Raw genomic sequence first — 12623 nt, 5'->3', positions numbered from 1 at the left:
CGGTTTCATAATCCCAGGATGCGACGTAGAGTTGCCGCTCAGGATCAGAAGTTATCAGCCGTTTTAAAACCGTCCGTGGAAACGGGGTAGAACCCAGCAATGATCCTTCAAACGCCGACTGGGTAAATTCAGACATACTCACTCCTTATTTATGCCCTTAGACTGATACTTTTTGAACGAATAATCTTCGAGGGAATACTTAACAGGAAACAGCCAGTGCTCCTCCGGAACCAACCTCAAAACACTTGCGTCTTTATTAATAAAAAAAATTGAAGACTCTTGAGAATAAAAGTCGATAACGCCTTCAGGTGGCTGCAGCTCCATTGGGTCCAAAACATAACCACTATTTGTCCACTCGATAGGACCTAAGAGCTGATCTCCCCAACCTAAATATTTACCATCATATGTTTTGGCAATTCGTATTCCAGAGCCCATAATTTTTTCGACACCCGATAGTATCGGGTGCTTCGCAATCTGCTCAACAGGTTTAGTGTTTCCGTTCCCAAGTGTTCCCGCCCTATTGGAACCAAGCATGTAAACATCCCCAGACTCACAAACGAACATCACATCCAGTCCGATATCAATTTGTTTTACACGGCAAGGTATCTCCAGCTTCTTGGGTTCCCATGAAAGTTTTTCCTCTTTCCCCAGCATACCCGGCATGGATCCAGTGTCTCCCCACGCGTATACTCGCCCGGCTTCTGTGATCACATAAGACACATCTGATGAAACTACACTTTTTAACTTTTCTTCAAACTTATATCTACGGCCTTGAAACTCATCTTTTATATCTGCACCCCATATTTTCACGGTATTATTTCCACCAAACAAAACAATTGATGCATAACATGAAGAATCGAAGTCTTCTACACCACACAAGCTTTCAAACTTCCTTGGAGTCATAACTCTAATTTCTCCCTGAAATCCGAGCTGATTATATTTATTTGAACCCCACGCCCATATACAACCATCTGAGTCTAAAGCAAGTGCGTGATCTTGCCCTACACTAATACCAACTATGTTATCCAACCCAAGAACTTGACTAGTGTCATCTGAAAATGGTCCTTTATCTCGCAAAAAAATACTGCCAGGTCCATAGCGAAGAACACTGCCATCTTCTTGAACCATATAAAGCGTTCCATTACTAACACTTGCTTTACGGTTCTCAGTCGCCATCGCTTCCGCTGTTAAACAGAGGAAATAAAAAGACAATGTCAATGCAGCGCTAACCGTCTTTGTTCTTCGTGAAGTTCGCACCTTTGTTTCCTCTAATGGTCTTGAAGATGTCAACCTACTAATAACTACCACTGGCTTTGCGCGGCCCCTTCCGACCTGCCCTACCGGCGACTCCGGTTAGCGCTCCTGCAAGCTCTCATCAACGGATTTCATGATCGGCGACAGGAAGTAATCCATCATGGAGCGGGTGCCAGTTTTTACCTCAGCAATCACTTCCATGCCGGGACGCAAGCGCACATCCTTACCGTTCACGCCAATGGTTTCCCGCTCCATTTCCAGCCGCATTTTGAACAGCCAACCGGCTTTCTCATCCGGAATCGCGGCGTCGCTCAGTCCCACCACGTCCGCGTGAATCACCCCATACTCGGTAAACGGAAAGGCGCTGACCTTGATTTCGGCAGGCTGCCCCCTGAACACGAATCCGATGTCTTTATTCGCCAGCATGGCCTCCACCTCAAGCCGCGTACCTTGCGGCACGATCTTCATCAGGGGCTGTGCTGCTGTGACGATCCCGCCTACCGTATGAATAGCCAGTTCCTGAACTACACCGTTAACGGGCGACTTGATGACCTGCTTTTCATTCAGCGCAGCCGCTTTCTGCAGCTCCTCGGTGAGCGTGGCGTACTCCTGGGTCAGGCGGTCCAGCTCACGAAGCGCCTTCTGTTCAGCGTCAGACTTGAAAACAATGATTCGCTGTTCAATTTCTTCGATTGTTGCCTGAATTTCCCCAACCCGAGCTTGCTGCTTTGCAAGTTCCTGTCGTTGGTTGATCCGCTGCTCCTCGAGTGTCAGATAATCCTGTCGGGATGCCAGATCCTTTCCGAGCATCGTCTTAACCGCGCTTGCCCGTTCTTCAGTGAATGGAATAATGGTGTTAAGCCGTTCGATATCCGCCCTCACTCCCTCCAGTTCCGCTTTACGAGCGACCAAGGTGCGTTGGAGCATTCCGATATTGGAGCGAAAATTTTGCAACTCGGCCTCGAGGAGTGAGGCCTGCAAACTTTCAGTAGAATTGACCGGAAAGATGTCTGCCCTTAAAGCATCAGGGCTTTGAACTCTGGCAATAAACGAGCGGTAGCGCTCAATTGCGGCGGATGTCGAAGCGATACGTTGTTGAATGGACTGCACATCGGACTCGGTGATTACCGAATCAAGAATAATCAGTGGTTGGCCTATTTTTACAGAGTCGCCATTTTCAACCAGCAAGTCTTTGACGACACCTTTCTGATAGGGTTGAACAACCTTAATACGGTCGCCGGGGATGATTTTCCCGTGGGCAACGGCCACCACATCAATCCGCGCGTTCGCAAACCACACCAGAGCCGTTGTCACCATGATCACGATCGTCCAGGCAAATACGCGCCCTGCCGGCGATGGTGGTTTTGACTGAATGGCCAGCGCTGCCGGCAAAAAATCCATTTCTGCCTTTGCAGCACGTCGCTCCTGACGCTTGTTCAGCACTGAGCCAACCCACTTTCTCATGCCATTACGCCTCGCTCATTCTGCGAATCGGCACTGGTTCCTGAAGGACGGATGTGCGGCACCTCTGACTGATAGCGAAACATTCGTGCGTAATAACCATCCAGAGACATCAGTTCACTGTGGGTGCCCTGCTCAACAATTCGTCCTTTGTCCATGGCGACAATCCGGTCACAGCTTCGGACGGCCGTCAGCCTGTGGGCGATGATAAAAACAGTTCGCCCACGGCAGATATCTTTCATATTGTTTTGAATGGTGCGTTCAGACTCGTAATCCAGCGCGCTGGTCGCTTCATCAAAAATTAGAACCCTGGGATTCGAGATAAGAGCTCGGGCGATAGCGATGCGCTGGCGCTGACCGCCTGATAAATTGCAGCCGTGTTCGCCAACAGGAGAATCGTAACCATTGGGCAGCTCCGAGATAAATTCGTGAGCGCCTGCCAATTTGGCTGCCTGGACCACTTTCTCCATCGGGAGAGCAGGATTAGTGAGGGCGATATTTTCACGAATAGAGCGGTTAAAGAGGTAGCTTTCCTGAGGTACCACACCGATATTGCGGCGAAGCCAGCCAGTATCAATGACGGATAAATCGGTGCCATCAACGCAAACTCGACCGGATTCGGGCGAATGCAGCCTTTGAATAAGCTTGGTTAAGGTGCTCTTTCCAGAACCAGATCGCCCAACAATCCCAATCACCTCACCCGCTTTTACGCTAAGGTTTATACCATCGAGAATGATGGGGCCATCAGCGTCGTACCGGAATTTAACTTCCTTGAAATCGACATAGCCCTGAAATCGCGACAGTGCTGCGCGAGTGCCATCGAAGCCGGGCTCCTGAGGCGCGTTCAGAATATCGCCGAGCCGTTCCAGAGAGATGCCTGCTTGTTGGAAGTCCTGCCAGAGCTGGACCAACTTAAGAATGGGGCCATTAACCCGGCCTGCGAGCATATTGAAGGCCACAAGCTGACCGACGGTCATTTCTCCAGCAATCACGAGCTGAGCGCCCCACCAGATAATAAACAAGGTGGTCAGCTTGCTGATAAAGCCAGCAATCTGGTTCGCCGTATTCCCCAGATTTTGAGCGCGGAACGACGAGTTAACGTAGTTCGACAACTGATCTTCCCACTTGCGCTGCATCTGTGGCTCGACGGCCATGGTTTTGACAGTCTCGGCACCGGAGACAGTCTCTGTCAGGAACGCTTGGTTCTGGGCGCCGTATTTGAATTTCTCATCCAGGCGGCGACGTAAAATCGGCGTGATAATGACAGACATGAGGACATAAGCTGGTATGGTCGCCAACACGAACAAGGTCAGTGTCGAGCTGTAGTACCACATGACGGCCAGAAAGATGAGCGTAAAGGAAAGGTCAATCAGTAGAGTAAGTGCGGTACCTGTGATGAAGTTGCGAATGGTGTCCAATTCACGCACGCGCGCAACCGTTTGGCCGACCTGACGGTTATTAAAAAACGAAACCGGTAACCGCAGAAGGTGATTAAAGAGTTTGGAGCCTAACTCTACGTCTACACGGTTGGTCGTATGAGAGAAGATGTAGTTGCGAAGCCAGCCAAGGATGGCATCAAATACGATGATGCCGAAAAAGCCAATAGCCAGCACATCGAGGGTGGTAAAGCCCTTGTGCACCAGCACCTTGTCCATAACGACCTGAAAGAACAGCGGCGTCGCCAGAGCAAACAACTGGACGAAGAACGAAGCAAGAACGACCTCGCCAAACATCTTCCGATATTTGACCAATGATGGGATGAACCAGCTGATGTCGAACTTGCGATTACCGCTGGCGAGCGTGCCTTTCTTCTTGAGCAGGAACAACTCACCGGTCCAGATTCTTCCCAATTCCTCTTCATCGACTTCGCGCGGCAGCTTGTCACGAAGATCGTGGATCAGAACCCGGCCTTTATCGTTTGAGGTATTGGTCGCTTTCGCAATAATGAAAAAGCTTCCGTCGTTACCTTGAGCGATAGCCGGAAGAGGTGTCGAGTCGAGACGTGAGTACTGAGACCGTGTTTCACGGCATTTCAGGCCAATGGATCTGGCGGCGAGCTGAATAGCACGCGAATCGAAGGGTTTGTCGGGCTCTTTAAACTGGTGCGAGAGCTGGCTAGACTCTACCGGAATACGGTGAAACCGTGCCAGTGTGACGAAGCACAATAAACCTGTGTCGAAGTCCTGATTTTCTGCCACGTAGCCTCCGTGCTAACACAATCTATGTCGAAACACTCACCGTGCGGCCTTTTATCCTGTCGCGCGACAATCCTTGTGCCCAGACCCATACTAACGAAGCGGGAGGTAATCTCAAGTTTTTGGTTAAATTTTGTTCCACCAATCCTGAAAGCTGAGTCAGCACCGCGCAATATACACCAGGCCAGACATTCGCCCGGGAGTCAGCAGCTATCCTCTTGCCGGCAAGGGAAAGCATCGCCACATCAGTTCTATCTCAAAATCGATACGACCCCAGAAGAGTGCGCGGTCATTGTCCTCCGGGTACTACATGACAGCATGGATCCAGCCATTCATCTTTAGCCCCTCAGACTCCCAGGCCGAAACAGCGCCGTACTCAACACCAGAACAAACGCTGCCAGCACAAACACCTTGTTCACAAACCAGTTCGTGCGCCAGATGGACCACTCCGGGTCCGCCAGGAACCAGAAGAACAGGGTGGTGATGATCAGGATCTCAACCACAGACATGCCAATGGCCAGCAGGCGCGTATACCAGGGCTTCGCCAACAACGCCCAGGCCAGCCAGAGGTGAGCCACCGGCGGCCACAGGTCCCAGTAGATATAGGTCCCCAATGGCTCATTGCTGGCCAGCGCAAAACCGACCGGGAACAGATATTTGATAAAAAGGGTCCACGCCACCAGAACCACGAACAGGTGCGCGAGGAACCTGACCCAGGGGCTCTGACCATTTTCCATCTGCGAAGCCATTACAGCGCTTCCGTTGGCGGATTCATCCGAAACCGGGGCTTACAAATAGCGCCCACCAGCACCAATCACCACCACAATCAGCCCAAGAATCAGGTTAGTACCCACCAGCTTTCGGATTTGCCCCACCTGGCGCCCGCCTTCCTGGGGGTCCTGGTTGGCAACCGCCTGCTTCAGCCGCCGGAAGGGGGCAAAATAAACGTGGAAATACAGCAGCACCATCACAATGCCCAGCCCCTGCATAAGGTGAATGTGCAAACCGGCACCGGCCATGCCGCCGAACACGCTGAAAATCATCCAGTAGCCGGTCACCAGCAACAAAACCACCGCCGCCCATACCCAGCGGAAGAACCGGCCCAGTGTGGCGCACCAGAGCGCGCCCCTCTGCGAGGCATCAATCACCTCAACCACCGCCGGGCGCATCGCCATGTAGGCGAAAAACATACCGCCGACCCAGATCACGGCGGAAAGAACATGCAGTGCGATAGCCAGACTCATAAAAAGTCAGAACTCCTTGTTACCTGATGGATCGGGCCGCGACCCGAAAAAGAAAGACGGCTCTGCAAACATGCCTGAACAACCATGCTATTGATAACTTTCGGTCAAAACCTTCCGTTGTGACTGGAATTCAGAATCCTGCATGGCGGCATCAACCAGATTGATCACCATCATAGCGGACGGAAGCTTGCGCGAAATTCCAACGTGAAACGGGATCAGGGAATTCGGAATAAAATCCACCTTGCGAACTTTCAGCTTGCTCGAATAGCCAAGTTGCTGAGCGGTTGATCGGGCGTCTGCAGGGGGCTGCACTATAAAATCCCCGGCCTCCCGCAGCATAAGAAGGTGCATCATCATATCCAGGTCATGGCCCGGCACACGCTCCAGATAGCCGGGGATGTTGTCCTCTTCCCATTTCGACCCCTTCTCAACAATGACCGTCAGACCGGCCAAGTCGGCAAAGCTCGTAGCCGATTCGATGACATCTATGTTGGGGTTGTCGGCCGAGTAAACCAGATAACCGAAGTCCTGTGTGAAGAGCGGCTTCGCTGAAAAGACGGCGTAGCTCTGCCGCTCCTTCGACGGATAGGTGAGAAAGCCATCGGAGCGGCCCAGCCTGACGTTATACTGTGCCCTCGCCCATGGCACCGCCCGATTTGTCGTGGTGTACTCGGGGATAAAATTGAACGCCAACTGCACCAGATCGGGAAACAGCCCGGCAGCCCTCTCGCCATCCGAGTAACTGTAAGGGGCCGTTCTCTCAGCGAACTCGAACGTCAGTTTGCTGCTAGCCATCGAGACGCCGGGCAAAGCAAGGACTAAAACCAGGAATGCGCGGCACAACAGCATCTTATATCCTTTCAAAAAAGGCCTATTCACCAAGGTTACCTCCGGGAAGCTCTGGGCTTGTCTGGGCAAGACATCATGGCGCTGACATTCCTCAGAGTCAGGAGCGTCAGTTCTCACTGGTATACCAACGAAACTAGCTGAAGTAGGTAACGTCGGCAATGGCAAAACCAAAACGCATCTACCTCGCCGGCCCGGAAGTCTTCTTCCCGCCAGAGGAACACCGGGCCATCGTGGCCGAGAAAAAACGCCTGCTCCGGGAAGCCGGCCTTGAGGGCGTGGACCCGCTGGACACGGAACTGGCGTTTGCGGATAACGAAGCAAAACCCCAACGCGGCCACCGAATCTACCAGGCCAACCGGGAACTGATGGACAGCTGCGACGCCCTCATCGCCAACCTGACGCCCTTCCGAGGCATCAGCGCCGACCCGGGCACCGTGTTCGAAGTGGGTTACATGATTGGCCAGGGCAAGCCCGCCTTCGGATTCACCCTCGACAGCCGGCGCTACCGGGAACGGGCTGGCGAAGCCGACCGGGACGAATTGGGCAATGCGGTTGAAGACTTCGGGATGAGCGATAACCTGATGATTGAGGGTGGCATCCGGGAATCTGGTGGGGAGTTATTCGTGGCTGAGGAGCCGGGTGAACATCGGTTTTTCTCGGCGGAGCTGTTTCGGTGCTGTATTCAGGCGATTGCCTGTTCTATGCAGTCAAAGCAACGGGCGACCCCATTTTTTAAACCCTAGCGAGCCGCCTTTAATCGTAGATGGCCCGCTCTCTCGCATCTCGTTTTCGATCAGGGTCTTCCTGGCATCGCGTGGCTGAAATGATGCCGAGGTAGTCAGCGGGAACGCCTGTTTCTTTCGCACCAACGATGACGTGATTCAAATACCAGGAGTGAGGCAGCAAAGATGGATCCGTTGACGTTGCAAAGTAGGTAAAGGCGTCAAGGGAATTGCCGAGAGTATCCGTAACCGTGACCCACTTTTCATCGTAACCGAAGCCCAAACCCTCAGCCTTGTCTAGCGGGCCTTTCTCGTCGTGCGGAATCTCAAACAGTGCGCCAATGACGAAGTCCTCCGGATTTCCGGTAAACAGCGCGTCGCATTTTGCGGACTTGTCTTTCCTGCTCCACTTATGAAACCGAAGGGCATGCTCAACGAGCGTGAACATACCGATTCGCTCCGCGCTTGGAACCCTCGCTCTTAATCTGAGGAGTGACATATTCGAGCCGTAAGCGAAATACTTCATGCTGCACCTTAATCCACTCCCATGGCTCCGCGCTACTGTATGACGTCCCGCAGGGACCGCTCAATCTGACCACCACAGTAGGCCTTACCCAACTCCTTTCGCTGACCCTCAAGAAAAGGCCTGATCGTCGGACGGTCTTCCACTCGCTGGCAAAGACCCGCCACCCGAGGGGCGTTGTGTTCCAGATCTGCGGCGAGTTCCGGAAAGCTGTGGACCAGGGTGCCAAACAAGGCAGCAGTTGCGATATCGGCCACCGTGAGCCTGGAGCCCAGCAGATAGCCCGCGTTCGGCTTGAGGTGGTGCGCCTGGCCGGTCTTTTCGAAAATGGCCATCCAGTCGACCAGGCGATGGTTCCGGAATTCGGCCCATGAATCCTGATCCCACATCACTGTGCCATTGTAGTTGGTGATTTCCATGAGAATATCATTGCAGTCCAGAATCACCTTCAGAGCGAGGGTGTGTTGCTCAGGCTCGTCGGGAAGAAATTGGTAGGCCTTCGCCAGATGCATGAGAATCGCCGGCATCTGGGAGAACCAGACCTGGGCCCTGCAGTCGTAAAGATAGGGTGGTGCCATCCCAGGGTACTGGATGTTCAGGTTTTTATCAGGGTAGACCTCGCTGGCATCCAGCTTTCGGTAATCCGCCCGGACCTCCTCCAGAAAAAGTTGAATAAAATTACCGCGAAAGGGCAGGCCCCAGTAATAGAGTTCGTAGTCCGGCATTGTGGCTCTCCCACTCTGACAGTTGAGAAGATAACTGTTGTCTGGAAGTGTAGCGCAGAGGAATAACCTGATGATCGAGGGTGGCATGTGGGAATCTGGTGGGCGGTTACTCGTGGCTGAGGGGCCGGGTGAGCACCGGTTTTTCTCGGGGGAGTTGTTTTGGCTATGTGTTCGGGCGATTGCTGGTACGGGGAACTGACCCGAGTAAATCAGCCCTGCGCTCCCCTGAAAGACTTTAGAAAAACAGCACCGGAGGCACCCCAAACCGCTTGCCGAGAGCTTCCATATGTTTGCGGGTCAGTTTCTTGCCTTCCGCACCATTGAGAATTTTGCTCACATTGCCTTTTGAACCCAACTCCGGCAGGTCAGCAACCCCAAGACCGTGTTGATCCATCAGGGTTTTCAGCAGAGCAATGCCTGTGTCCGTTTCAGCGACAGCCGCATTAAAGTCAGAAAACTCCGCAGCCTGATCCTCCCAACGCTCAATACTGGCAGCCAGGATCTCGATTAAGAACTTATTGGTGTCGTAGTCGTCCACCAACTGATCCATCAGCTCCAATGCTTGCTCGTAGTCATCCTGAGTCTCGATATGAGCCACAAAAGGCACTTGGGCCAACGCGTCTCTGATCTGAACAAAAGCAGGCGATAACATAGCCTCACTCCTTATTGCGGCGGTACTTGTCAGTCAGCCTGTCGTATTCGGCGTGACTGCAAATGTGCTTCACGTACATGCGGTTATCACGGAATTCTATGAAGGCAATCATCCGTAAATTGTTGCCACCAATATCAATAACCCACCATTTATCCCGGTATTTGAAATTATCCAGTGAAGGGAACACCTGGCGTAGCTGATCAGGTGTTTCAAACCTCCCATTTCGTAACGTGACATAGGCATTTACCAAGGCATCCCGGTCATTGGGAAACTGCTTGGCGGCGTCATTGAACGGCTTCCTCGAAATTATATGCACAGAACTTCCTTGTTTCCTTTTCTGAAACCATAGCATAAAGTTTCCAAAATAGAAACCTCACCTACATCCAAAATCACGATACCGGCTTCCAGCTCCAACCAGACCCCACTACCCTGGAAGCAATTTGACCTCAGGCAAAGCAGACGACAACTTTCACCCCGAGAAAAGGCACCCCAGAGAATCAATGCTAGACTCGCGTAGGAAACTAAAACTAATAAAAGCATGGAGCTAGCTGTGAAGAATCGCCCTGACTTCCTCTCCGGCGGTGAACCCGCCCGCCTTATTCCGATAGCTGCAGACAGCGCAAGAGAACAGAAATCCGTCTCCGTCATCCTCGCGGGTTTACGCTCCGTGCTTGAGCTTCGACAGTCAATGCTTAAATCTCTGGGAGTTCGGGTTGGCACCAACGCTACCCTGGAAGCCTGGACAGAAGTAGTTTTCGCCAATGAGGACAAGAAAGCCGCCAAACTGAAGGATCGCCCAGATGGGCTCCTGATCCTTCGCACTGGCCGACGCGAATGGCGGGCATTGATAGAAGCCAAAGTGAACAACGACACCATTGGCGAAGAGCAGGTATCGCGTTACCTGCAACAAGCAAAAACCCACAAGCTGGATGCCGTGATTACCATCACCAACCAGTTTGCCGCATTGCCGACTCATCACCCGGTGAAGCTCCCGAAAAACGCCACCAAGTCCGTCGCTCTCTACCACTGGTCCTGGGCATTCATCCGCACCCAGTGCCAGCTATTGCTCAAGAACGACGGCGTTGAGGACGAGGATCAGGTATTCATCCTGAACGAAATACTGCGATACCTCGAAAGCGACCGCTCCGGCATCAGCCATTTCGACCAGATGAACGCCGAATGGAAAGATGTCGTCAACAAAGTTAAAAGCAACGCCACACTCGCCAAAACCAGTGATGAGATACAAAACACCATCGCCGCCTGGCACCAGGAACAACGAGACCTTTGCCTCATTATGTCCCGACTGACAGGCAGTGATGTTTCACTGAAACTGAAGAATGACCACCGTCTGGACCCAGCAAAGCGCATGAAGGACGACGTCGATGCGTTTTGCAAAACACCCGCACTGCAATGTGCGCTCAATATTATTAATGCAGCGGCGGACCTGGAAGTAACAGCGGACCTTCAGCGGCGAATGATCTACTGCTCAATGCGCCTGGCGGCGCCGAAGGATAAGCAAAGCACTAAAGCCAGAACGAACTGGCTCCTGCGACAACTCAAAAAGACTGAGCCTGCCGGCTTCTTCATCCGCGCAACAAGGCCCGGAAAAGCAGAAACAACCTACCAACCATTAAAAGACTTACGCGATTCGCCGGAATTGCTGGAATCAGATACGTCCAATGCTGCCGCCACGACGCTGGAAGTGGTCTACGAGGTGGACCTGGCTGGAAAGTTCAGTGGTCGGAAGGTGTTTATTGAGGAGTTGGAGAAGGCAGTTCCGCACTTTTATCAGGAGGCGGGTCAGTTGCTGAAGGCTTGGACGCCACCACCTCCGAAAATATCGAAGTCGGAGACAAAGCTTCAAACATACGAAGAGGAAACAATGGAACAGTGACCTATGCTGGCAGCTTTTCCGATAACACCTCTTCGACAAAGCAGACGTTTTATACACTACAGTGATGTCCATCCGGCCCGTGGTCATATCCATGGGCCAAGTCTCCTGCATCAGACTCTTCGATGATGTCGGTATCAAAGGTCAGCCCTCTACTGGCCATCGGCTAATTGGTCTCTACATCCGCTAACCTGTCTCCGACAATGGCGAACAGCACATGGCAAGGCCCCACTCAATGCACTGTTGCTGTGTACCCCGGGCCATTTAGATTCCCGGGGTTGTCCAAAAGCTGCTGTTTAGAGTGTGGCACTCCGAGAGCACCACACTAGCGCGCATACTTGAAACCGCCTTTCAGCGCCTATAAAGATTCACTTTTATATAACCAGTGGAAGAACCACTCTCACTCCATGATGAAATGATGTTTCTAGAATCAAGCCATCCGACCAGTTCCCGATTCTCGTCAGTGTTTTCCAGCTTCAGGCGCTTATGCCCAGTTTTAATTTCGGAAAACGGTTTCGGTAGATTATCCAAGACACAGCGAACTTCGTCCGTATCCAAGAGAGAGTGATATTTGTTAAAAAGTGAAATTTTGGAGGCTATCGACATGGCATGCGTTATCAAGGTTTTCACAACACCTCCGTCTAAATTGAGTAAGTTAGAGTCGGTTTCTTCAAGAATTGAGCCGATAAGTGCTGAACGCTCAGGAAGACCTGAAAGCGCCTCTAAATCCATCAGTTCAATAATCCCTAGCTTTGCTGAATTGCCAATTTCGGATCTCAATAGTTCCTCTCGAATATCATCATCGATCACGATGTTTTCTGGATCGTCCAGATATTCATCCACATTGATGGCTACGAATCGAGCCTGCAAAGACGGGACATCTACGAGCCGGTCAAGGTTCTCTTGGGAGAATGAGACTTTTCGCTCGTCAATAAGGATTAGAATTTTTTCTTGCCCGAGAGTTTCAGGTAGTGTCTTGATTGGGTTTGGTAGAGCGCGCACGTAGTCTTGATGCGTAAACCGCTGAAGGTTGCCACCCATTCCACGTGAAGCCTGCCACCCGGACCGGAGCAAGGCTGCCACCCATCGGAGCGTAGCGACGCGGGG

Annotated in this window: 12 protein-coding genes and 1 pseudogene; 2 read left to right on the top strand and 11 right to left on the bottom strand. The window is 52.1% G+C overall.

The genetic code is table 11. The annotated features are described in order from the left end of the window. Positions 1-138: 138 nt before the first annotated feature. The 6 genes from BY454_RS15940 to BY454_RS15915 form a co-directional block, all read right to left on the bottom strand. Positions 139-1257, bottom strand: coding sequence for a hypothetical protein (locus BY454_RS15940; protein ID WP_146082731.1), 1119 nt, complete (start codon positions 1255-1257; stop codon positions 139-141). A 96-nt stretch (positions 1258-1353) separates the two neighbouring features. Continuing rightward, entirely contained in the window at positions 1354-2718 is a 1365-nt protein-coding gene (locus BY454_RS15935; protein WP_104417555.1) for an HlyD family type I secretion periplasmic adaptor subunit, read from the bottom strand. Next, positions 2715-4913, bottom strand: coding sequence for a type I secretion system permease/ATPase (locus BY454_RS15930; RefSeq protein WP_104417554.1), 2199 nt, complete (start codon positions 4911-4913; stop codon positions 2715-2717). The genes BY454_RS15935 and BY454_RS15930 overlap by 4 nt, the downstream gene beginning before the upstream one ends. Before the next feature lie 335 nt (positions 4914-5248). Beyond that, positions 5249-5659, bottom strand: coding sequence for a hypothetical protein (locus BY454_RS15925; RefSeq protein ID WP_104417553.1), 411 nt, complete (start codon positions 5657-5659; stop codon positions 5249-5251). A gap of 39 nt (positions 5660-5698) precedes the next feature. Beyond that, positions 5699-6154, bottom strand: a complete 456-nt coding sequence (locus tag BY454_RS15920; protein WP_104417552.1) for a CopD family protein — start codon at positions 6152-6154, stop codon at positions 5699-5701. An 87-nt stretch (positions 6155-6241) separates the two neighbouring features. Beyond that, the gene (locus tag BY454_RS15915; RefSeq protein WP_104417551.1) at positions 6242-7003 is read right to left on the bottom strand and encodes a transporter substrate-binding domain-containing protein; all 762 of its coding nucleotides are present in this window, start codon (positions 7001-7003) and stop codon (positions 6242-6244) included. 158 nt (positions 7004-7161) lie between these two features. Between BY454_RS15915 and BY454_RS15910 the strand changes: the two genes are divergently transcribed. Then, the gene (locus BY454_RS15910; protein ID WP_104417550.1) at positions 7162-7746 is read left to right on the top strand and encodes a nucleoside 2-deoxyribosyltransferase; all 585 of its coding nucleotides are present in this window, start codon (positions 7162-7164) and stop codon (positions 7744-7746) included. A 10-nt stretch (positions 7747-7756) separates the two neighbouring features. Here the strand turns inward: BY454_RS15910 and BY454_RS15905 are convergent, their stop codons facing one another. The 4 genes from BY454_RS15905 to BY454_RS15885 form a co-directional block, all read right to left on the bottom strand. Further along, positions 7757-8251 (bottom strand): gamma-glutamylcyclotransferase family protein, encoded by a 495-nt coding sequence (locus BY454_RS15905; protein WP_104417549.1) that lies wholly within the window; start codon positions 8249-8251, stop codon positions 7757-7759. 32 nt (positions 8252-8283) lie between these two features. Beyond that, the gene (locus BY454_RS15900; protein WP_181049732.1) at positions 8284-8973 is read right to left on the bottom strand and encodes a glutathione S-transferase family protein; all 690 of its coding nucleotides are present in this window, start codon (positions 8971-8973) and stop codon (positions 8284-8286) included. Between the two features lie 235 nt (positions 8974-9208). Next, positions 9209-9511, bottom strand: coding sequence for a helix-turn-helix domain-containing protein (locus BY454_RS15890; RefSeq protein WP_258075680.1), 303 nt, complete (start codon positions 9509-9511; stop codon positions 9209-9211). A gap of 118 nt (positions 9512-9629) precedes the next feature. Continuing rightward, the gene (locus BY454_RS15885) at positions 9630-9941 is read right to left on the bottom strand and encodes a type II toxin-antitoxin system HigB family toxin (RefSeq protein ID WP_104417546.1); all 312 of its coding nucleotides are present in this window, start codon (positions 9939-9941) and stop codon (positions 9630-9632) included. A 234-nt stretch (positions 9942-10175) separates the two neighbouring features. Here BY454_RS15885 and BY454_RS15880 point away from each other — a divergent pair, with 234 nt between their 5' ends. Then, complete coding sequence (locus tag BY454_RS15880) at positions 10176-11519, top strand: hypothetical protein (RefSeq protein ID WP_258075679.1); 1344 nt, start codon at positions 10176-10178, stop codon at positions 11517-11519. A gap of 348 nt (positions 11520-11867) precedes the next feature. Here BY454_RS15880 and BY454_RS15875 read toward each other — a convergent pair. Then, positions 11868-12623, bottom strand: a pseudogene (locus tag BY454_RS15875) (P-loop NTPase fold protein); the annotation flags it as partial.

The sequence above is a fragment of the Marinobacter persicus genome (assembly GCF_002934325.1).
Lineage (GTDB): Bacteria > Pseudomonadota > Gammaproteobacteria > Pseudomonadales > Oleiphilaceae > Marinobacter > Marinobacter persicus_A.
The sequence above is the reverse complement of the archived record's forward strand: the minus strand, read 5'-3'. Positions and strand labels throughout refer to the sequence as shown.

Bases quoted from the DNA above. Each gene is read 5' to 3' on its own strand.
- BY454_RS15925 (WP_104417553.1), bottom strand. From the start codon at position 5,659: ATGGCTTCGCAGATGGAAAATGGTCAGAGCCCCTGGGTCAGGTTCCTC.
- BY454_RS15915 (WP_104417551.1), bottom strand. From the start codon at position 7,003: ATGCTGTTGTGCCGCGCATTCCTGGTTTTAGTCCTTGCTTTGCCCGGC.
- BY454_RS15935 (WP_104417555.1), bottom strand. From the start codon at position 2,718: ATGAGAAAGTGGGTTGGCTCAGTGCTGAACAAGCGTCAGGAGCGACGT.
- BY454_RS15910 (WP_104417550.1), top strand. From the start codon at position 7,162: ATGGCAAAACCAAAACGCATCTACCTCGCCGGCCCGGAAGTCTTCTTC.
- BY454_RS15905 (WP_104417549.1), bottom strand. From the start codon at position 8,251: ATGAAGTATTTCGCTTACGGCTCGAATATGTCACTCCTCAGATTAAGA.
- BY454_RS15920 (WP_104417552.1), bottom strand. From the start codon at position 6,154: ATGAGTCTGGCTATCGCACTGCATGTTCTTTCCGCCGTGATCTGGGTC.
- BY454_RS15900 (WP_181049732.1), bottom strand. From the start codon at position 8,973: ATGCCGGACTACGAACTCTATTACTGGGGCCTGCCCTTTCGCGGTAAT.